Raw genomic sequence first — 20,467 nt, 5'->3', positions numbered from 1 at the left:
CTGGAAACCGCCGCGCGGGCCTTCGGCGCTTGAGCCGCCGCGCCCACCTCCACCGGATCTGACCGCTCCCCCCGGTCATCGATCCGGTGGAGCCTGCGGGGCCTGTGACTGTTGAACGAGAAAAGGCGCCCATCACGGGCGCCTTTTTCGTTTTGTGGGCCGCTGTGCCCCACCCTCCCCCGTAAAGCGGGGGAGGAAGAGGTTGCGCTTCTAGTCGTTGAAGCTGCTGGCCCGTTGGCCGGGCAGCGAGACCTCGACCCGGCGGTTGAGGCGGCGGCCGGCCGGGGTGGCGTTGGTGGCGACCGGCGAGGCTTCGCCGTGGCCGAACATCTGCATCCGGCCGGGGGCGACGCCCAGGGTCCGCAAGGCGCTGGACACCGCGCGGGCCCGGTTGCGCGACAGGGTCAGGTTGGAGGCGTCCGAGCCGACGGAGTCGGTGAAGCCGTCGATCCTGACGCGGACCGAAGGATTGGCGTCCAGGTAGTCGGCGAGGGGCTCGAGCCGCTGGGCCGCGCCGGGGCGCAGGGTCGCGCTGCCGGTCTGGAACAGGACGTCGTCGAGGGTGAAGACCGCGCCATAGCGGCCCTCGCGCATGCGGTAGTCGCGCATGCCCTGGCGGTTCCACTGATGGTCGCCGCGACGGCCGTGTTCGGCGCGGTCTCCGCGGTCGCCGCGGTCGCCACGGTCCGGGCCGTCATGGTCACGGCCGTCGTGGCGGCGGTCCCAGTCGAAGCGGGCGCGGTCGGGGCCGGCTTCGGCCAGGAAGGCTTCGTTGGCGGCCTGGGCTTCGCGGCGGTTGATGGCGCCGTTGCGGTCGAAGTCGAAGTTGCGCAGGACGAAGGCCTTGCCGCGCCGGGTCTCGCGCAGCTCGGGGACCAGGAGGGGGACGCCGACGCCGGTCAGCTGATAGGGGCGGCGGTCGTCGTCGCGGCCGCCGTTCCAGTCCCAGCTGCCTTGAGCGGCGGCGGGACCGGCGATGGGGCCGATGGTGATCAGCGCGATGAACGCGCCGCCGAGGATCTTGCGGGTCTGGGCCATGAAGGCCTCCTGGGTGGTGGGGGGATCGCACACCAGGGGCCCTGGGGCTTGAACCTGCTCTGAGGTCTTTTGACAGGCGAGGTTCATCGCGGCGGTCGAGCGCCCGATCTGACCTAGACCCTTTCAGGTTTTGATGTACGCATCAAAACCAGATCAAAAGGGTCTAGAATCAAACATTTAGAGCATGTCCGGGCGGGCGAACCGCATACACTTCGCCCTGACATGCTCTAGGCCGGCGCTTCGCCGGTCAGGACGACGACCGCCTCCAGCGTCACGGCGTTGTTGTTCGGCAGGGTGGCGCAGCCGAGGGCTGTTCGGGCGTGGCGGCCTTTCTCGCCCAGGCGTTCGATCAGCAGCTGTGAGGCGCCGTCGATGACCTTGTGGACCATCGGGAAGTCGTCGGCCGCGTTGACGTTGCCGCGCACGAACAGGATCTGCTCGATGCCCGCGGCATCGCCTCCGACCGCCTGCAGCATAACGGCCAACAGGTTTTCGGCGGCGCGGCGGGCGGCGGCCTGGCCGGCGGCCAGGTCGAGGTCGCGGCCGAGCTTGCCGGTGATCAGCACGCCGTCTTGCGCCGAGCTGATGGCGGAGATCGAAAGCAGGCGGCCGACGCGGACGAACGGCTGGTAGAGGCCGACGGGCTCGGGCGGGAGGTGGGGGCCGGCAGGGGTGTCGCTCGGCGCCATGCGATGCCTAGGCCGCGGCCGTTTCCGCCGCGATGGCCTCGGCGCGGGCGTCAGGCGCGCTCCAGCGGTCGAGGCAGGCGAGGAGGGCGGCGGTGTTGATCGGCTTGCCCAGGTGGTCGTCGACGCCGGCTTCGTGGCAGCGCTGGATCTGATCGGGCAGGACGTTGGCGGTCATGGCGATGATCGGCGGCTGGGGGATCGGCAGCTGGCGGATGGCGCGGGTGGCGGTCAGGCCGTCCATGACCGGCATCTGCATGTCCATCAGGACGAGGTCGAAGCCGCCGGTGCGCACGGCGTTCAGGCCCTGGAGGCCGTCGTGGGCCTCGGTGATCTCGACGTCGAAGGGGGCGAGGAGGGCGGCGACCAGCTCGCGGTTGACGGGGTTATCCTCGACCAGGAGCAGGCGCAGGGGGCGGTCGAGGTCGTGGCTGGCCGGGGCCTCGAGGGCGGGGGCGAGCTCGGCGGCGGGCAGGTCGAGCTCGAACCAGAAGGTGGCGCCCTGGCCGGGGCGGCTGGAGGCGCTGATGCGGCCGTTCATGCCCTCGATGATGCGGCGGGCGATGGCCAGGCCCAGGCCCGTGCCGCCGTACTGGCGCGAGATGGTGGCGTCGGCCTGGGTGAAGCGTTCGAACAGGGCGCCGATCTTGTCGGGAGCGATGCCGGGGCCGGTGTCGCGGACCTCGACGCGCAGGCGCTGGAGGTCGCCGTGCTTCTTGCGGGTCAGGCGGACGTGGACGCCGCCGCAGGCGGTGAACTTGACGGCGTTGGAGAGGAAGTTGAGCAGCACCTGGCCGAGGCGCGGGCCGTCGCCGAGCAGGCCGCCAGCGGCGTCGGCGGCGTCGAGGGTCAGGCGCAGGCCCTTGTGGGCGGCCTGCCCTTCGACCATGCCGAGGACGGAGCGGGCCATGACGGCGGGGTCGAAGGGGTGGCGGTCGAATTCCAGGCCGCCGGCCTCGAGCTTGGAATAGTCGAGGACGCTGTTGACGATGCCCAGCAGGGTGTCGCTGGCCTCGCGGATCAGGGCGACCTGGCGGGCCTGGGCGCCGTCGAGGCCCGTGGAGCGGCCCAGCACCTCCGAGAAGCCGATGATGGCGGTCAGGGGGGTGCGCAGCTCGTGCGTCATGTTGGCCAGGAAGTCGGCCTTGGCGGCGCCGCTGCTCTCGGCCCGGCGGGCGGCGGCGACGAGGTCGGCCTCCAGCGCCTTGCGGGCGGTGATGTCGCGCGAGGTCATGACCAGCTCGCCGGCCCCGAAGGCGACGATGCTGCTCTCGACCCACAGCTCGCGGCCGTCGGCGTGGACGATGCGGTAGTCGATGGTCTGGGGCTCGCCCGTCTCGCGGGCGGCGCTGATGGCGGCGATCAGCCGGGGCATGTCCTCGGGGCGGATGTTGTCGCGGGCCTTGCCGATGATCTCGTCCGGCTCCCAGCCGAAGACGCGCTTGGCCGAGGGGGAGATGTAGGACATGCCGCCTTCGGGCCGGTGGCGCGAGATGACGTCGGTGACGTTGTCGGCGAGGATGCGGTAGCCGGCCTCGCTGGCGGTCAGGGCGGCTTGCGCGTCCAGGAAGCTGCGGCGCGAGGTCATCATCTGCTTGAAGCCGGCGGCGCCGAAGCCGACGGCGATGGCCAGCATCAGCCAGATCGGACCCATGGCGGCGCCCGGGACCGGCACGGCCAAGGCGACGATCAGCATGCCGGCGGCGGGCAGGCCGCCGCTGACCAGGGAGCCGACCGGCGACTGGAAGGAGAAGGCCTGGCCGTAGCCGATCAGGCTGAGCCAGACGGTGACGGCGCAGATGGCGCCGGCGGTGGTCTGGCTGGTCCAGAACAGGGCGCCGACGAAGAACCAGGAGGCGGAGATGGCGACGAGGTTGGCGAAGTGGTTGGCGCGCTGGGCCGTGCTGGTCGCGGCGCCGGTCTTGCGGGCCCGGTACTGCGGCCAGGTGGCGAACCAGCTCCAGCCCTCCATGGCCAGGGTGGCGGCGGTCCAGGCGGCGGCGAGCGGCCAGGCCATGACCAGGCCCAGGATGGCGCCGACGCCGAGCGTGACCAGGATGCGCAACGGCAAGGCCTGGCAGCTGTGGACGGCGAGCTCGTCCAGTCCTTCGTCAAGCAGGTGGCGCATCCAGTCCCCAAACCCCCATGTACGCGGGGATCCCCGAATTTTTGACGATCATGCCGGTTTGCTACCAAGATTGGGTTAAGGGCGGAGACCGGCGTTATGTCGGCTGGGCGCCAGAGGGCTTTGGGGGCTTGCGGGGTCTGGACGTGGGATAATGGTTTCACCGCTTCGATAAGGAGAGACCATGGAACCGGACATCAAGCCGCCGCGCCCGGCCCCGCCGCCGCCGACCATCAACGACGCCCGCCAGCGGGCCGAGGAGGCCGACCGCCTGCGCCGGCGTCAGGGGCGGGGCGCCACCTTCCTGTCGAACGCGCTGGGCCGCAGCGCCGGCGGGGTGGCGACCAAGGTGCTGATGGGCTGAAGGACGGCGGGCCGTCGATTTTCCTGTTTCCCCGCCGACGTGGGATAATAGTCCCGCCGCTTCGATAAGCGGCTCCAACACAGACAGACCACGGACGACGCGCGGCGGAGGCCTCCTCCGCCGGCCTGCGAACCCGTGCGCCCGGAGCATTCAATGACCGACAGTCGCGCCGAAGAGGTGTTGCGCCGCCAGGCCCGTATGGAGGCCGAGCGGGCCCCGCTGGATGGTGTCTGCCAGGAGGTGGCCGAGCGGGTGTTGACCCGGCAACGGGACTTCACCGGCCGCCAGAGCGGGGCGGCGGCCTGGCGGTCGGAGAAGGTGTTCGACAGCACCGCGCCGCTGGCGCTCGACAAGTTCGCCGCCGCCATCGAGAGCATGCTGACCCCGCGCGCCAGCCGCTGGCACGAACTCGCCATACGAAAGTGGCGGGACCGGCAGGGACGGCCGGCGGCGCTGCCCGAGGGGGTGCGGGCCTGGCTGGGGCAGGTCAACGAGACGCTGTTCTCGGCCCGCTATGCGGCGGGCGCCAACTTCGCCTCGCAGGCGCACGAGACGTATGTCGGCCTGGGGGCCTTCGGGAACGGGACGCTGTTCGTCGATGAGGCGGAAGGCGGCGGGCTGCGGTATCGCTCCATCCCGTTCGCCGAGACCTGGTTCGCCGAGAACTTCCAGGGCCAGGTTGATACGGTGCACCGCAAGTTCGAGCTGACCGCGCGCCAGTGGGTTCAGCGGTTCGGCGACGAGACCCCGGACAGCATCCGGCGGGCGGCCGAGGACGAGCCGCACCGAAAGTTCGAACTGATCCACTGCGTCGGGCCGCGCGAGGACGCCGACTGGTCGCGCAAGGACTGGCGGGGGATGGCCTTCGCCAGCTGGTATGTCAGCTTCGAGGGCCGCAAACTGCTCAAGGAGCAGGGCTACAGGACCCTGCGCTATGCGGTGGCGCGCTATGTGACGGCGCCGCGCGAAATCTACGGGCGCGGGCCGGCGATGACGGTGCTGGCCGATATCAAGACGGTCAACGAACAACAGAAGACCCTGCTGCGCACCGGCCAGATGATCGCCGAGCCGCCGCTGTTGCTGTCGGACGAGGGCGGGCTGACCGCCTTCAGGCTGGCCCCGGGAACCGTCAATCGCGGGGCCTTGTCGCAGGACGGCAAGGAACTCGTCCGTCCCCTGAATATCGGGGGCAACCTGCCGATCACCCTGGAAATGATCAATCAGACCCGGGAGTCGATCAACCAGGCCTTCCTGGTCACCCTGTTCCAGATCCTGGTCGAGACACCGCAGATGACGGCCACCGAGGCCATGCTGCGGGCCCAGGAGAAGGGCGCGCTGCTGGCCCCGGTGATGGGGCGGCTGCAGTCGGAGCTGCTGGGGCCGCTGGTCCAGGCGGAGCTGGACATCCTGGCCGGGGCGGGCGCCCTGCCGGACATGCCGCCGGAGCTGGCGGCGTTCGAGGATGTCGTGGCCGACATCGACTACACCTCGCCGCTGGCCCGGGCCCAGAAGAGCGACGAGGGGGTGGCGATCCTGCGGCTGCTCGAGGATGCGGCGGCGGTCGGCCAGTTCGACCCCTCGGCGGTGAAGATGATCAAGGGCCCCGAGACCCTGCGGCGGCTGGCCGAAATCCGCGGCGCGCCGGCCGGGCTGTTGCGCAGTGCCGAGGACATGGCGGCGATGGCGGAGCAGGACGGGGCGATGGCCCAGCTGCGGGCGATGCTGGGGGCGCCGGGCCAGGTGGCGGGCGTGGCCAGGGATGCGGCGGCGGCCGGGCTGCCGGAGGGGCAATGATGGACATCCTGCACCCGTTGCTGCGCCGCAAGCGCGCCTATCAGAGCCTGTTCGGCGACGGCGCCCAGGGCGAGGCGCGGGCTGTGCTGGCCGACCTGAAGCGCTTCTGCATGGTTCCCGAGGCGCCGGTGGCGCGAAACACCGACGGGGCGGTCGATCCGCTGGCTTCGATGCGGCTGGTCGGGCGCCAGGAGGTGTTCAACCGCATCCGCGCCATGGTCGCCATCGACGACCGGACCCTGTTCAACCTGAAGGAAGAGGCCATTGATGAGTGAGCAAGTCCAAACCACGCCGGTGCTGTCGATCGAGACGCTGCTGGACGACCGCGAAGGCGAGGCGCCTAGTGCGGGGGCCTCGGGCGCGGGGGCCTCGGGCGAAGGGGCTGGCGCGCCCGCCTTCCTCGACCATTTCAGCGACGAGGCGACACGCGGCTATATGGAGCGCAAGGGCTTCAAGGACGTGCAGGCGCTGGGCGCCAGCTTCGCCTCGCTGGAGCGGATGATGTCGTCCGGGCGCGTGCCGCTGCCGACCGGGGAGGATGACGCCGAGGGCTACGACCGGGCGTTCGCGGCGCTGGGGCGGCCGGAGACGGCGGCCGACTACGGCTTTGGCGAGTTGGCCGGGGCGGACCCGGAGTTCAGCGGCCAGGCGGCCGAGTGGCTGTTCGAGGCCGGGGTCGGCAAGGCCCGGGCCGCCGCCCTGGCCGAGAAGTGGAACACCTATGTCGGCCAGCGCGAGGCGGCAGCGCAGGAAGCTTTCGAAGCGCAAAGCCAGGCCGACTGGATCGACCTCCAGCGCGAATGGGGGCCGAGGTTCGCCCAGAACACCGAGACATTCCGGCGGGGCGCGCTCACCTTTGGCCTGACGCGCCAGGAGATGGCGAGCATCGAGGCGGGGCTGGGCACGCGCCGCACGGTCGAGCTGTTCGCGAAGATCGGCGAGGGGCTGGCCGAGGACCGCTTCATCGAGGGCGAGGGCCGTTCGGGCTTCGGACTGAGCCGCGAACAGGCCGAGAGCCGTATCGCCTCGCTGCGACGCGACCAGGCCTGGCAGGCCCGCTGGATGGCCGGCGGGGCGGACGAGAAGGCGGAGTGGTCGCGGCTGACGAAGATCGCCGGGGGGTGAGCGTCAGGCGCTCACTTGCCCTTCAGCGTCGCAGCCACGATCGAGGCGTTGTAGTCGCGGTAGGCGGCGCGGACGAGGTTTTCCCAGGCCGGCAGGTCGACGATCACCGCATCGCCGCGCGCCACGCTCTCGCCCATGACCGAGAGGGGCGCGACGTCGGCGGCGCCGGCCTCGTCGCGGGCGAAAGGCGTGCCGACGCCGTAGTCGGCCTCCGGGCGGACGAAGAAGGCGAAGACGTTGTTCTTGCCGAAGGCCTTGGCGAAGATGATGCCCGAGGCGACGCCGCGGATGCCGAAGACGGCCGAGCCGCCGGCGCTGGCGGTGTTCCTTTTGGAGCCGCTCTGGACGGCGGCGGACATGTTGGCGAAGTCGATCACCAGGTTGGGAATGACGGCCAGGGTTCCGTTGGGCTGGCCTTTGACCAGGCGATTGTTGAACGGAGTCATGTCCATGAAGCTGGCGCCGCTGAGGTCGGCCTTGTAGGGCGCGAGCAGCGGAGCGTTGGTGGCGCCGACCGAGATGTAGCTCTGGCGCAGGCTCTTGTTGACGGTGATGCCGCCCCGGGCCTCGACCACATGGCGGTTGCCGGGCTGCAGCGGGATGGTGTTGGCGGCGATCATCGCCTGCGCCGTCTCGTCGGAGGCGACGGGCAGGCCGGCGGCGGCGAACTGGGCGCGCAGGTCGGCATGGGCCTCGTCGGCCAGCTTGCGCATGGTGGCCTCGTCGACGCCGGCCAGCACCTTGGTGTTGCGGGCGCGGGCGCCGCCGCCGACGGCGGTGGCCTGGTTCTCGGTGATGAAGGTGATCTGGTAGGTGGGCAGGACGATGGCGTTCGAGCCCTTGAAGTAGCCCTTGTCGTGGCTCGCCATCTTGATCGGGAAGGTCTGGGCGGCCAGGGCAACGCCGACCCCGAGGGTCAGGGTCGCGGCGATGGCGGCGGCGAGGGCGAGCTTCTTCATGACGGGACTCCGGCGGTGCGGCAGTTGCGCACTTTGAGTAGATTTCCCGGAGATTGCCGTCGTCCCCAAAATCAGGGGGTGGCGGGCGACCGTCAGTCGGAGATCTGGACCTCGTGGAAGGTGCTGCCGTCCCACACGGCGACGAAGGCGGTCGATTCCTGTGTGCCGTAGACCATAACGTCGCCGGAGAGGGTGACGTCTTCGATGGCGCAGACCGTGCCCGGATCACCGTGGCCCTTGCCGCAGGCGGTCTTGAAGGTTCCGGGCAGGGCCTTCTCCAGATAGCTGTTCTCGAGAACGCCGTAGAAGGGCAGGCGTACCTCGCCCTCGCCGGCGGAGCCACGGATGACCAGTTGGCGCGTTTCGCCGCTAGCCTCCAGAGAGGCGGTGTCTGGCTGGCCGTCCCGGTCGAAGTCGCCCGTGATCGGTTGCGGTGTCGTGCTGGTCGGTGTCGCCTTGCCGGCGGGGGCTTCGTGCATGATCTCGTTCACCTTGATCAGCGCCGGGCCGAGGATCACGGCCATCAGAGCGGCCAGGACGATGAATGGCGCGAGGACGGCGGTGATGATCCAGGGGATCATCCTGCGGTTCTTGCGGCGGACGCGCGCCTCCCGTTCGGCCGGGCTCTCAATCTGCGTATCGGGCGGGGCCATGGTCGGTCCTCAAATCACCGGGGCCGTTAGGGTCGGTACAGGCATTGTGGCTCCATCGGCGCAGACGAGTATTGGACTTTCCAAAGTTCGGATGTGACCATTGGTGTTGCCCCTGGAGGGCGAAAATCTGACGGGAAGCGAGATGAATTCCTTGTTGCGATTGGTCAGCGCCGGACTGGTGGCGGCTTTGCTCGTCGCTCCTGTGGCCACGCCCTCGACAGGGCACAGCCAAAACGGGCGAATTTATCCGACCAACGCCCAATGCACCGAAGGCTATTCGGCGAACACAGTGTTCCTCCACGCGTGCGACAACAGCAAAACCTACTACTGCCCACTCTCAAGCCGGTATGGTTGGGACACGATGTGCGTGCCGCTCAGCCCAGACGAGCTGAAGGCGCGCCAGGAGGCGGCTGCGCGGCTTGAAGAAGACCGTCGGTTGAACGCGGAGGCCGCTGCTCGTCGACAAGCCATGATCGACGAGCGGGTAAAGGTCCTGGGGCCGGCCCGGCGTCTGGAGGCTGAGCGGTACGTCGATATGAAGATTGCAGCCGAAAATGCCCGGCCGCCGGCCAAGAAGCGCGGTATCTGCAACCTGGTTTATGGATCGCCGCAAGAAGTGAAGCTCCGCGAGGCCGAGGAGAAGCGGAAGGCAGAAGGCCGGCCGGGCATTCCCGTCTGTCCGGCTTAGACTTCACCCGATCAAGGACCTTTCAAATGAGATCCTCTAGAGGAATACGAGAGCGTTTCGCGCCCAAAACAATCGCTGGCTCGGGTAGAGCGATCATTGTTCCTATGCTTTTAGGTGGCTTGCTATTGGCGTCTCCAGTCGCCAGCCAGGACCGAGGCGGTCCGTCTGGCAATGGTGAGGTGTCCTATGCACTGCCTTGCTCAGTCTATGGCGGCGTGGAAATCAATGGCTACTGCGTCAGAAATCCGACGCCCGCCCAACGAAGCCAGGCCGAGGCGGAGGCGAACGCGCTCAAGGCAAAACAGGCGGCCATTCGTCGCGAAGCCGATGCGCGGGCCGCCGAAGACCGGCGGCTGGCCGCAGAGGCGGCCGCACGTCGGCAGGCCATGATCGATGAAAGGCTGAAGACCATCGGACCAGGCCGACGGCTTGAGGCCGAGCGGTTCGTCGATATGAAGATTGCAGCCGAGAAGGCCCGTCCACCCGCCAAGAAGCGCGGCATCTGCAACCTTGTTTATGGATCGCCGCAAGAAGTGAAGCTCCGCGAGGCCGAGGAGAAGCGGAAGGCAGAAGGCAGGCCAGGGATCCCGGTTTGCCCGGCCTGACAGGGGCTCTATGTGTAGGCCCAAGGGCATTCGCCCGTGGCGGCTGTAGACGGCAAGCGGTGGTTTGATGACGTCCTGTGCCCGGGTAAGGCACCGCGACGACGGGGGAGGAAATGGTGACTGAACGTTGGCTCCTGAGTGGCCGCTCTTCCGAGCGCAGGACGGTATTGGCTGCGGTCGTGCTGCTGGCATCGGCATTGTTCCAAACCCCGGCAGTCGCCCAACCGCCCGAACAGACACAGCAGGGCGCCCAGGAATTTATCACCAAGGTCCTGACTCAAGGCGGTATCACACTCGAACGGCGGGATGCCGGCATGCCGGACTTCAACATGTTCGAGGCGAAGATCGAACTCTGCCGCTGGCAAGGCCAGAATGTCGGTTGTGGCGGATCGCGGATTGAGCGGCGTCACTTTCCGGCATTTGCCGTTCACTCGGTCTGGAAGGGCGAGGGAGAGAGGATATGCTGGACCATGGTCAGCCACTGGGGAGTGGGCGGCAACCCGTGGCAAGAGGGTCTGAATATCGGATCCTGGTACAACATACCAAAACTGACAGCGCCCGAGCTGCATTGGGACAAGATCGCTGAAGTCAAGGTCGCCGGGACATCGGTCTATGTCACCGGAATGGAGCCAGCGCTGAAGTTCAACCTGCCCAGTGAGGCGTTGGCGGCGCGGCTCGGCTACGCGATGGAATTCCTGCGCGCATCATGTGACCGCCTTGGCGAGACCGGGTTCTGACGCAGAGGTTCCGAAGGCGACCTCTCACCATGGAATTCAGCAAAGTCCCCCCACTGCCTAAAACGCCAAGCCTGCGGTGGGATCACATTCCTGCCGCAGGAACTCCATAGCGAACGTGGTCCGGGTAGCCAGCGCTTCAGTGGGGTATTGGAAACGGAACTTTCGGCAGCAATGATATCCATTACTATTCGACGTCCCCTTAAACGTAACGTGAACCCGGTTTGTTTCCTGTTTGACTTCGGCAACATCCTTCCAATTGATGTAATATAACTTTCTCTCTTTTATAGGGGTGTACCTGGTTCCACCTAAATTCTCATACTGATAATCTAGAACAACTTCAGCACTGGTTATGCAGTTGTCGTCCTTCTTCGCCATCCATAAAACAACCGACTTATCATAGACAAGCCTGCCGTTTATCATTTCGATCTCAAAGCGAATATTCTGGCTGGTGATTCCTAGAAATTGCTGAGCTGTCTCCGGTGTTTGTTGAGGCTGGGCCGCTACCGGACCGGAAAGAGCGACCGCTGCCGCAAACAAGACAAGCTTGAACTGGCGCATTGAAAATCCTTCCGAGTTCTGCCGCTGGTTGAATCTAAGGCAGAATATATCCGCTAAGCATTTGAGGTGTACTTGCTAGCGGAGATGTCGGGCGTGTCAAACGGTTCGGCCGTTTCCAAGCCGTCGATACGACGTTGGCCCGCGTTCCTCTCTCGAAGGGCTATTGCGCGGGAGTTACGGTATAATAGGTGAGCCGCTTCGATAAGGAGCGCCTCCCCAAAGTTTCCCCGCCCCCAAGCGGGACACGGACCCGCAGGCGATGCGGACAAGCCGATCGGTTCAGCTATCAACCCATCGGCGCGCAAGCGCGCCTCTTCCCCCACCACCACGCTTCGCGCGGTCCCCCTCCCCCGGAGGGGGAGGATATGGAGATCCTGCGTCCATGACGGACTTCTCAGCCCAATACCGTATCGAGTTCGCCAAGACCGCGAGCCTGCTTCTGCAACAGCGCGGCTCCAAGCTCCGAAATCATGTGATGGTCGGCAGCCACAAGGGCGAGGGCGCCTCGCCCGTCGACCAGTACGGCGTCACCGAGGCGCGTGAGCGCACCGGCCGCGCGGTGCCCAAGGAGAGCGCCAACACGCCCGTCGACCGGCGTTGGGCCTATCCGCGCTTCTTCGACTGGAGCGACATCGTCGACAACATCGACCTGTTGCAGACCGCCTCGGACCCGCAGAACCCGCTGGTCCAGGCCTGCACCGCCAGCCTCGGCCGGCGCATCGACGACGAGATCATTCGCGCCTTCTTCGCCGATGCGCGCACAGGCAAGCAGGGCGGGACGACGACGTCCTTCCCGGCCGGGCAGCAGGTGGCGGCCGGCGGCGTCGGCCTGACCTTCGAGAAGCTGCGTGCGGCCAAGAAGATCCTGATGGCCAACGAGGTCGACCTGGCCAATGACCCGATCGTCTGTGTGGTCAATTCGGTCCAGCACGACGCCCTGCTTGGCGAGATCGAGATCACCAGCGCCGACTTCAACGGCGGCGACCGGCCGGTGCTGAAGGAGGGGATCATCACCCGCTTCCTGGGTATCGAGTTCGTGCATTGCGAGCGGCTGACCCTGTCGGGCGCCAACCGCCGGGTGCCGATCTACGCCAAGAGCGGCATGCATCTGGGTATCTGGTCGGACGTGGCCACCGACATCGGCCCGCGCCGTGACCTGGAGGGCAACCCGATGGAGGTGACCGGCTCGGTGACCATCGGGGCGACGCGGACTGAAGAGAAGAAGGTCGTCGAGGTGCTCTGCACCGAGAGCTAGGCGGCCGAAGGCCGCCCTTCTCCCGCTTGCCGGGAGAAGGTGGCGGCGAAGCCGACGGATGAGGGCAGCGCCAGCCTGCGAAGGCTTGCGACAATGCTGAACGCGCCAGAACGCGCCCGTCCTGATCCGCCGGTGCTGCCCTCATCCGAGCCGCTGCGCGGCCCACCTTCTCCCGGCAAGCGGGAGAAGGGATCATTCAGGGAAATTCTCCATGGCTATCGCCAACACCAAATCCACCGCCGTTTCCAACCGTGACGCCAGCCCGCGTGTGCCCAGTCCCGCCCATCTGGTGCGGGGGCCGCTGTTCGAGGCGGTCGGGACGGTCGAGATCGCGGCCGCCGATGACGATACCTCCGTGTACCGCATGGCGCGGCTGCGCAGCTCGGACCGGGTCAGCCAGCTGACTGTGTTCAATGACGCCATCACCGGCGGGACCGGGTTCGACCTCGGCCTCTATCGCACCGCCGACGATGGCGGGACGGTGGTCGACGCCGACCTCTTCGCTTCGGCGATCAGCCTGGCCAGCGCCACGACCGCCGGCACGGATGTGACGTTCGAGAGCGCCGCCACCGATGTGGCCAAGATCGAGAAGCGGCTGTGGGAACTGCTTGGCCTCAGCGCCGATCCGCAGATCGACTACGACCTGGCCTTCACCGGTTCGACGGTCGGCACCGCGGCCGGGACCGTCAGCCTGCGGGTGCGGTTCACCGGCGGGTACTAGCTGCTCCCCCCTCGGGGGAGCTGTCGCCGCCGAAGGCGGTGACTGAGGGGGTCCGCTACCGGCGGTGGGGACCCCCTCCACCATCGCCTTCGGCGATGGTCCCCCTCCCCCGATGGGGGAGGAACTGGAACCTCACAGACGGAAGTGCAGATGCCCACATCTCCCACCGCGGTCGGCAATGCGGCGCTTGGCAAGCTGGGCCAGGGCGCGGTGCTGTCGTTCGATGATCCCGACGACCGGGCGCGCTGGCTGAAGAGCCGGTTCGCCGATGTGCGGGACCTGTGCCTGCGGGCCAACCGCTGGCATTTCGCCATGGCCCGGGCGCGGCTGAGCGCGGAGGCAACCGCGCCGACGTTCGGCTATGCGCGGTCATTTCCTCTGCCTACGGACTGTCTGCGGCTGGTCGAGGTCGGCGGGGTGGCGGTGACACCGGGCCTGGCCGACTGTCAGGGCGCCTCGCAACCGGCCTTTGCGCTGGAGGGCGGGCGGATCCTGACCGACGCGGCCGCGCCGCTGGAGGTCCGCTATGTGCGCCGGGCCGAGGATGTGGCGGGCTGGGATCCGCTGTTCGCCGAGGCCGTCGCCTGTCGGCTGGCCTTCGACCTGGCCGAGAAGCTGACCCAGTCGTCCGGCAAGAAGGAAGCGGCTATGCGCGACTATCAGCTGGCCGTGCGCGAGGCCGTCCGGGTCAACGCCATCGAGATGGCTCCGGAAACCGCGCCCGACGGGGCGTGGGTTCTGGCCAGGCTTTAACGCCGGCGAGAACCACCGACCCCGGCGCTGCCCCCACCACCACCCGCTTTGCGGGCGGTCGTTCGGCGCGTCCGCCTCACCCCCCAATGGGGGAGGCATGGAGCCAAGATGAAAGCCAATCCCGCCATCACCGGTTTCAACGCCGGGCTGCTGTCCCCCCTGCTGGGCGGGCGGCCGGACCTGGAGAAGTGGCAGTCGGGCCTGGTCCGCTGCGACAACCTCATTCCGCGTGTGCAGGGCGCCCTGCAGCGGGCGGCGGGCAGTGTGTTCGTCGGCGAGGTCAAGGACAGCGCCGCCCGGTGCTGGCTGGCGCCCTTCGTGTTCAGCCAGGCTGACGCCTTCGTGCTGGAGTTCGGACCGGGCTACATCCGCTTCTTCCGCGATCACGGGCGGCTGGTGACATTTTCCGAAGAGGGGGGCACCGAGGAGATCGTCGAGATCGAGAGCCCGTACCTCGGCGTCGACCTGACCCGGGCCGACGGCAGTTTCGGCGTGCGGTTCGAGCAGTCGGGGGATGTCGTCTATCTGGCCTGCGCCGGGCATGCGCCGCGCGTGCTGAAGCGGCTCGATAACGTGACCTGGGCGCTGGAGCTGTTCGAGGCCAAGGGCGGGCCGTTCCAGGACGCCAATATCGACGAGGCCCTGACGGTGTCGGCGGCGGGGACGTTGACGGTCGGCGGGACCGTGACCCTGACGGCGAGCGGCGACATCTTCGAAGCCGGCCATGTCGGCGGACTGTTCGAGCTGGAGCTCGAGGACGGGGCGGACGTGCGGGCCTGGCAGGTGCGGACGACCACCGACGTCGGCGACCGCAGGCGGGCCGACTGGCGCCACTATCTCTGCACCCAGGTCGGACCGGTCGACACCACAGACAAGCCCGCGATCTGCGGCGAGGAGCTGCCGGTCCACACGCGCGGCAAATACTGGGACGGCACCGGCGAGGAGCAGAAGGGCGACGGGGCGGTCGGCTCGATCGGGGTGGAGTGGGCGTATCTGCATTCCGGCTATGGCCATGTGCGGATCACCGGCGTGACCAGCCCGACGGAGGCGACGGGAGAGGTCCTGGCGCGGCTGCCCGACGAGCTGACGACACAGGCCAGCCATCGCTGGGCCTTCGGGGCCTGGTCGGCGGCGGCCGGATGGCCCGACAATGTCTGCTTCTTCCGCGAGCGGCTGAGCTGGTTCCGGGGACAGCAGGTCTGGCATTCGACCGCCGGGGATTTTGCGAACTTCGAGGCGCGGGAGCATGGCGAGGTGCTGCCCGACAGCGCCGTGGTGCTGTCCATCCAATCGGCCCAGGGCAATCCCATCGAATGGGTGACGCCGACCCGGTCGGTGCTGTTCATCGGGGCCGGCGGCGGCGAGCACAGCCTCAGGGCCCAGACCAGCAGTCAGGCCTACGGACCCGGCAACACCCAGCAGGATCCGGAAACGGGGTGGGGCGGGGTCGGGGTCGAGCCGGTGCAGGTCGGGGCCGGCGTGGTGTTCGTCGAGAAGTTGGGCCGGCGGCTGAGGCTGCTGGTTCCGGCCCAGGACGGATACGAGGCCCTGGACCTCAACAAGTATCGCGGCCAGCTTCGGTCTCCGATCGTGGCCATGGCCTGGCAGCAGACGCCGCATGAGAGCGTCTGGTGCGTGACCGGCGAGGGCGGGCTGGAGGCCCTGACCCTGCAGATGGAGGACAGGGTGTTCGCCTGGCGGCGCCACCAGTTGGCGGGCGCCGTGGAATCGGTGGCGGTGATCCCCTCGCCCGGGAGTCCTGGCGTTCCTGGGGGCCGGGACGACGTCTGGCTGATCGTCCGTCGACAGATCGATGGTCAGACTCGGCGCTATGTCGAACGGCTGGCGGCGGAATACGAAGCCGGGGACGACCAGGCCCTGAGCATCTATGCAGCCAGCGCCCTGACCTACGAAGGCGCGGCGACGACGACCCTGTCGGGGCTTCAGCACCTGGAGGGCGAGACCGTCACCGTGAAGGCCGACGGCGCGGCCCATCCGGACCGGCTGGTGACGGACGGGGCGATCAGTCTGCAGGCGGCGGCGAGCAAGGCCGTCGTCGGTCTGGCGGCGCCCTACGCCGGCCAGCTGATGCCGCTGGAAGCCGGAGCCGCGGCGGGCAGCGCCCAGGGGCGGCTCAAGCGTGTGCACGCCCTGACGGTGCGGCTGCTGGACAGCCTGGGTGGACGGTTCGGGCCGGCGCCAGGGCAGTGCGATCCGCTGCAGCACCGCCAGCCGAGCGAGGCCATGGATGCGCCGCCGCCCCTGACCAGCGGCGATATCGGGATGACTTTTCCCGGCGGCTACGACGGGGCGGCGACCATCGCCTTCGAGGGGGATGACGGCTTTCCTTTCACGCTGATCGGGCTCTATCCGGAGCTGGTGACCTATGAAGGTTGAGCCGTTCCGGGCGGTCCACCTCCAGGCCCTGACCCTGCAGCCGGCCCAGGCGGCCTGGCGGGGGAGGATCGACGGGGAGGCCGGGGCGGCGCTGGAGGCTACGGGCCTGGCGTGGACGCTCCGGGACGAGCGCCGGATCATCGGTTGCGGTGGCGTCATCGACCGCGGCGGTGGCCGGGGGGAGGCCTGGGCGCTGCTGGCCCAGGACGCGGGGTCGGCGATGCTGGCCGCCACCCGGGCCGTGCGCCGCTATTTCGAGACCGCGCCGTTTCGCCGGATCGAGGCGGTGACGGCGGTGGACTTCCTGCCGGCGGCGCGCTGGACGCGGCTGCTCGGCTTCCGTTGCGAAGGGCGAATGTGGGCCTTCTGCGATGAGGGCGGCGACGCGATGCGTTGGTCGATCACCTTTCCCGACACTCATTCCGAACAGCCGTTGCGGCCGGAAAACACCCATGGAGAGACGCAGACATGGCCTGGGTAGGCGCAGTCCTGAATATTGTGAGTTCGGTCGCCGGCGTGGCCGGCGGCGTTGCCGACGGGCAGGCTACGGCCGCGCAGCGCGCCTTTTCCAGCCAGGTGGCGCGCGAGAACGCCCGCACGGTCGGCGAGCAAAGCGCCATGCGGCGGGAGGCGATGCGGCGGCAGTCGAACCAGGTGCTGGGCGCGCAGGCGGCGGCGATCGCCGAGAGCGGCACGGGGATGGGCGGCTCGAATGGCCTGATCGCGGCGCAGGACGCGGCGCTGGCCGAGCTCGACGCCCTGAACGAACGTTACGAGGGCCGGCTGAAGATGGCCGAGTACGACAACCAGGCCGACCTGCTGGGCGCCGAGCAGGTGAGCGGCATGCAGCGGGTGTTCGGCAAGCGGGGTCTCGGCGGCCTGTCGTCTTTCAACCGGCATCAGAGCCGGTTCTCGAACATCACGGGCCACGAAGCGAGGGGCTGGTAGATGCCGATCATTCCGCGATACCAACCGCGCGGCGGACCCTCCGTCGGCGGACTGAACTATGCCGGCGCCTATGCGCCGCCGGGCGGCGAAGACTGGCGGCTGCTCGCCCAGGCCGCCAGGGCGGGTGGCGCGATCCTCGATGGCGTTCAGGCGCTGAACGGGACGCCGGAGGCGCCGGCGGAGCGGCCGCGGCGGGGAACCTCCAACCCGGAGAACCGACCCACCCCCTCGACCGAGGTGGTCGACGCCAAGGCGCGGGACCTGGTCTGGCGCCGACGGCAGCTGGAACGGCCGGACGCCGACCTCCAGGCTGTCGCCAGATCGCGTGACGCGGCGGGCCAGGGCCTGGCGCCGGCCGCCCGGGCGGTGTTCGACAGACTGAGCGGGCCCCGCGAGGCAGGCTATGCGGCGGCCGGTGCGCGTCTCGCCGAGGCGGAGCTGCGGGCGATGGCGCATCGGCTGTCGGAGGATCGCCAGGCGCTTGGCGTCGATGAGTATGTGCAGCTGGCCGACAGCGCCCCGGACCAGGCGCGGGCCGCCCTGGGGTCGGCGATCGGCGAACTGTCGGAGCGGCTGGCGGCCATGGGCGCCGGCGTCGAAACGATCGACGCCAGCCGTCGCGAGCTGTTGGGCGAGGCGGTCGGGCGGCGGATCCGGCTGACCCTGGCCGCCGATCCCGCGCGCGCGGCCAGGCTTCTGGAAACCGAGGGCGGGGTGCTGGAAGAGCGTGCGCAGGGGCGGCTGCGAACCGAGATCGAGGCCGAACAGACCCGACGCGCCGCACAGCAGGACCTGCAGCGACTGGCGGCCGGGCACGAGGGTGTGGAAGACGACCTGGAGGGGCTGCTGGCGGAGGCCGAAAACCTCGCAGGGTCCTCGCCGGATCGGGTGGCGGCCTATCGCGGCGCGGCCATCGGCGCCTGGGGGCGGGCGCAACGGGCGCGGGAGACGCGCGAGGATGCGGCGTGGTCGGCGGTGGCCGACCAACTGACGCCGGATTCCGCCGTCACCGGCTGGACGCAACTCGATCCCGGAACCTGGGGCGCCCTGGCCGACTGGCAGCAACAGGCCGTGCGGGACTATTTCGAAGCGCCGTGGCGCGAGCCGGACCCCAAGGTCGAAACCCTGCTGAAGACCATGGCCGGAAAGGATCCGGAAGGCTTCCGGGGGCTTGACCTTGGTCCCCTGGCGAGCCGGTTGACGCCGGCGCGATACGCCTATTGGCGGGAGCAGCAGATCGCGGCCCGGGCCCCAGGCTGGGAGGCGCGGCAGGCCCGCTTCGCGCAGGATGCGCGGATCATCGATGGCGTGACGGCCGGGCTCGATCTGGACGACGACCAGGCCTGGGCCGCGCGGGTCGCGGGCCAGCGGGGCATGGATCAGGCCCGCCTGCTGGCGGACGGGCCGCTCAGCGACGCGGCCCTGCGGGCGGCCTGTGGCGACGGCATGCAGGGCGTGCTGGACTTCTTTCAGCCGTGGCGAAAGGAGGAACGGCGGCGGGAGGCCGAGGAGAACGCCCAACTGGATCGGGAGGAGAAGCAGTATCAGGCGATCCTGGATTGGGTCCTCAAGGGCGCCGACATCGAGCAGCCCTACATCGAACGATGGGAGAACGATCTAACCAACGGCGTGCCAAATCCGCCAAAGACGGTCGGCTATGTTCCGTCCAGCGGCAGCGGCGTGACGATCGGCACCGGAGTCGATCTCGGTCAGAAAGGGCTGAAGGAGCTCCGGGAGATGAACCTGGACCCGGTGCTGTTTGAGAAGCTCAAGCCGTATCTGGGCGCCAAGGGTCCAGCCGCCGACGCGCTGCTCAAGGGCAAGCCGCTGGTGCTGACCCCGGAGGAGGCCGAGACGGTGACCAGGGCGTCGCACGCCTGGGAGCTGGCGCAACTCATGGGCGACTACAACCGCGACACCAAGATCGGACGGTTTCAGGATCTGCCCAGGGACGCCCAGACCGTGCTCTTCAGCCTCTTTCTGCAGCACGGCACGTCGAATCCGAAGAAGACGGCGCCGAAGCTCTGGCTGGCGGCCACGACCGGCGACTGGGCGGCGGTTGAGAACGAACTGCGGTATGGATTCCCCAAGGATCTACCGGACACCCGGCGACCGGCGGACGCCCAGAAGATCCGAGACGCCATTACTGCCGGTCGCCTGAAGCTGAAGCCCGGTACGGCGCTGAAACCCCTGCCGCCGCCGACGCCGAAGCCACCGAAGCGCCCGCCGCCGGCCATGCCCAAGGCGCCGCCGAAGCCCGCGGCCAAGGGGGCTCCGAAGCCCGGCAGAGCGCCCAAGCCGGGCGCCAGGGCTTCGGTCAAGAAGACCCCTTGACGTCGCCGATTTGTTCCCGTTTTGTTTGCGGAAATCTTGCTGGATTTCCCTCATGAACACTATGCGTCAGGTTGTTGGACTGGTCTTGGCCGCAGCTCTGTTGCTTCCGGCCTGCGGCTCTGCGGAACAGACCGATCCAGCGCCGCCGGCGCCCGTGCCGGCATCGGCGCCGAAGCCGAAACCCGCGGTTGCGCCGGAGACTCCGCGTTGGGTGAAGCTGCCGCATCGAGCGACAAGGGACGCCATGGACGAGCTTTCGCCGGACTATTTCGGCGGGCCCAAGCGCAAGTTGAGCCGATTTCTCGGAGCCCGCGGCAAGGACCAGATCGGGCGCACCAGGCTGGACGTGATCGTCAGCGAAGGCTTCAACGGCCATCGGGAGGTTCTGGAATCCGACACCTACCCCTTCTACCGGGTCTGGTTCAGTTTCCGGCCGCACCAGGCGTTTGAGCACACGGCCTTCGTCGTCTCGCGAGAGAATGAGATTCTCGCGGTGGCCAGCGTCCACGCCGACTGCGCGCCGGAGGCGTTCTGCGACGTCTCCGAGCAACTGGCGCTGCACATCTATGTGCCCAGGGGCGAGGCCACGCCCGACCGTATCGAGCCGCTGCGAACCTGGGCGAAGACGGAGAACATCTGGGCGCCCGCGCCGGAGCAGATCATCGAGCTCCCCTGACACGGACCCGCCCCCGCCGGCCGCAACCAGGGTCGCTGTCCGGCCAGGACA

At 68.5% G+C, this 20,467-nt stretch carries 21 protein-coding genes; 15 read left to right on the top strand and 6 right to left on the bottom strand.

Annotated features, from left to right (window positions below; translation table 11 throughout):
• Positions 1-210 precede the first annotated feature (210 nt).
• The 3 genes from AC2YG9_RS10440 to AC2YG9_RS10430 all read right to left on the bottom strand — a co-directional run bounded on the left by AC2YG9_RS10440 (position 211) and on the right by AC2YG9_RS10430 (position 3,852).
• A complete protein-coding gene (locus AC2YG9_RS10440; RefSeq protein ID WP_487297903.1) occupies positions 211-1,071 on the bottom strand; it encodes an OmpA family protein in 861 nt (286 codons plus the stop codon).
• Between the two features lie 194 nt (positions 1,072-1,265).
• Positions 1,266-1,727: a RidA family protein gene (locus AC2YG9_RS10435; RefSeq protein WP_487297902.1), complete on the bottom strand. Its 462-nt coding sequence runs from the start codon at positions 1,725-1,727 to the stop codon at positions 1,266-1,268.
• A 7-nt stretch (positions 1,728-1,734) separates the two neighbouring features.
• Positions 1,735-3,852 carry a PAS domain-containing hybrid sensor histidine kinase/response regulator gene (locus AC2YG9_RS10430; protein WP_487297901.1) on the bottom strand — a complete coding sequence of 706 codons (2,118 nt, stop codon included), beginning with the start codon at positions 3,850-3,852 and terminating at the stop codon, positions 1,735-1,737.
• Between the two features lie 181 nt (positions 3,853-4,033).
• Between AC2YG9_RS10430 and AC2YG9_RS10425 the strand changes: the two genes are divergently transcribed.
• The 4 genes from AC2YG9_RS10425 to AC2YG9_RS10410 all read left to right on the top strand — a co-directional run bounded on the left by AC2YG9_RS10425 (position 4,034) and on the right by AC2YG9_RS10410 (position 7,132).
• A complete protein-coding gene (locus tag AC2YG9_RS10425; protein ID WP_487297900.1) occupies positions 4,034-4,213 on the top strand; it encodes a hypothetical protein in 180 nt (59 codons plus the stop codon).
• 153 nt (positions 4,214-4,366) lie between these two features.
• On the top strand, positions 4,367-6,007 hold the full coding sequence (locus AC2YG9_RS10420) for a portal protein (RefSeq protein WP_487297899.1): 1,641 nt from the start codon (positions 4,367-4,369) through the stop codon (positions 6,005-6,007).
• A complete protein-coding gene (locus AC2YG9_RS10415) occupies positions 6,004-6,282 on the top strand; it encodes a Bbp19 family protein (protein WP_487297898.1) in 279 nt (92 codons plus the stop codon). The genes AC2YG9_RS10420 and AC2YG9_RS10415 overlap by 4 nt, the downstream gene beginning before the upstream one ends.
• Entirely contained in the window at positions 6,275-7,132 is an 858-nt protein-coding gene (locus AC2YG9_RS10410) for a hypothetical protein (protein ID WP_487297897.1), read from the top strand. Before AC2YG9_RS10415 ends, AC2YG9_RS10410 begins: the two co-directional genes overlap by 8 nt.
• Positions 7,133-7,143: 11 nt before the next feature.
• On the opposite strand, the gene AC2YG9_RS10405 is transcribed toward AC2YG9_RS10410, so the two are convergent.
• On the bottom strand, positions 7,144-8,091 hold the full coding sequence (locus tag AC2YG9_RS10405; protein ID WP_487297896.1) for a hypothetical protein: 948 nt from the start codon (positions 8,089-8,091) through the stop codon (positions 7,144-7,146).
• Positions 8,092-8,183: 92 nt separating this feature from the next.
• On the bottom strand, positions 8,184-8,744 hold the full coding sequence (locus AC2YG9_RS10400; RefSeq protein ID WP_487297895.1) for a hypothetical protein: 561 nt from the start codon (positions 8,742-8,744) through the stop codon (positions 8,184-8,186).
• Positions 8,745-8,844: 100 nt separating this feature from the next.
• Here AC2YG9_RS10400 and AC2YG9_RS10395 point away from each other — a divergent pair, with 100 nt between their 5' ends.
• From AC2YG9_RS10395 to AC2YG9_RS10385, 3 genes are all read left to right on the top strand, one after another.
• Complete coding sequence (locus tag AC2YG9_RS10395) at positions 8,845-9,432, top strand: hypothetical protein (RefSeq protein WP_487297894.1); 588 nt, start codon at positions 8,845-8,847, stop codon at positions 9,430-9,432.
• 179 nt (positions 9,433-9,611) lie between these two features.
• On the top strand, positions 9,612-10,037 hold the full coding sequence (locus AC2YG9_RS10390) for a hypothetical protein (RefSeq protein ID WP_487297893.1): 426 nt from the start codon (positions 9,612-9,614) through the stop codon (positions 10,035-10,037).
• Between the two features lie 113 nt (positions 10,038-10,150).
• A complete protein-coding gene (locus AC2YG9_RS10385) occupies positions 10,151-10,774 on the top strand; it encodes a hypothetical protein (RefSeq protein ID WP_487297892.1) in 624 nt (207 codons plus the stop codon).
• Between the two features lie 57 nt (positions 10,775-10,831).
• Here the strand turns inward: AC2YG9_RS10385 and AC2YG9_RS10380 are convergent, their stop codons facing one another.
• Positions 10,832-11,332 (bottom strand): hypothetical protein, encoded by a 501-nt coding sequence (locus tag AC2YG9_RS10380; protein ID WP_487297891.1) that lies wholly within the window; start codon positions 11,330-11,332, stop codon positions 10,832-10,834.
• A gap of 382 nt (positions 11,333-11,714) precedes the next feature.
• Here AC2YG9_RS10380 and AC2YG9_RS10375 point away from each other — a divergent pair, with 382 nt between their 5' ends.
• The 8 genes from AC2YG9_RS10375 (at position 11,715) to AC2YG9_RS10340 (ending at position 20,416) form a co-directional block, all read left to right on the top strand.
• Positions 11,715-12,587 carry a phage capsid protein gene (locus AC2YG9_RS10375; protein WP_487297890.1) on the top strand — a complete coding sequence of 291 codons (873 nt, stop codon included), beginning with the start codon at positions 11,715-11,717 and terminating at the stop codon, positions 12,585-12,587.
• A gap of 211 nt (positions 12,588-12,798) precedes the next feature.
• Complete coding sequence (locus tag AC2YG9_RS10370; RefSeq protein ID WP_487297889.1) at positions 12,799-13,308, top strand: hypothetical protein; 510 nt, start codon at positions 12,799-12,801, stop codon at positions 13,306-13,308.
• A 150-nt stretch (positions 13,309-13,458) separates the two neighbouring features.
• Entirely contained in the window at positions 13,459-14,061 is a 603-nt protein-coding gene (locus AC2YG9_RS10365; RefSeq protein WP_487297888.1) for a phage connector family protein, read from the top strand.
• A gap of 108 nt (positions 14,062-14,169) precedes the next feature.
• On the top strand, positions 14,170-16,458 hold the full coding sequence (locus AC2YG9_RS10360) for a phage tail protein (RefSeq protein WP_487297887.1): 2,289 nt from the start codon (positions 14,170-14,172) through the stop codon (positions 16,456-16,458).
• The gene (locus AC2YG9_RS10355) at positions 16,448-16,939 is read left to right on the top strand and encodes a GNAT family N-acetyltransferase (protein ID WP_487297886.1); all 492 of its coding nucleotides are present in this window, start codon (positions 16,448-16,450) and stop codon (positions 16,937-16,939) included. The genes AC2YG9_RS10360 and AC2YG9_RS10355 overlap by 11 nt, the downstream gene beginning before the upstream one ends.
• A 17-nt stretch (positions 16,940-16,956) precedes the next feature.
• Complete coding sequence (locus AC2YG9_RS10350; protein WP_487297885.1) at positions 16,957-17,406, top strand: hypothetical protein; 450 nt, start codon at positions 16,957-16,959, stop codon at positions 17,404-17,406.
• Positions 17,407-19,740, top strand: a complete 2,334-nt coding sequence (locus AC2YG9_RS10345; protein ID WP_487297884.1) for a pesticin C-terminus-like muramidase — start codon at positions 17,407-17,409, stop codon at positions 19,738-19,740.
• Positions 19,741-19,984: 244 nt separating this feature from the next.
• A complete protein-coding gene (locus AC2YG9_RS10340; protein ID WP_487297883.1) occupies positions 19,985-20,416 on the top strand; it encodes a hypothetical protein in 432 nt (143 codons plus the stop codon).
• Positions 20,417-20,467: the final 51 nt, after the last annotated feature.

Source organism: Caulobacter sp. SRI_014 (genome assembly GCF_057586315.1).
Note: the sequence above shows the minus strand (reverse complement) of the source record. Positions and strands in the feature narration are given on the sequence as shown.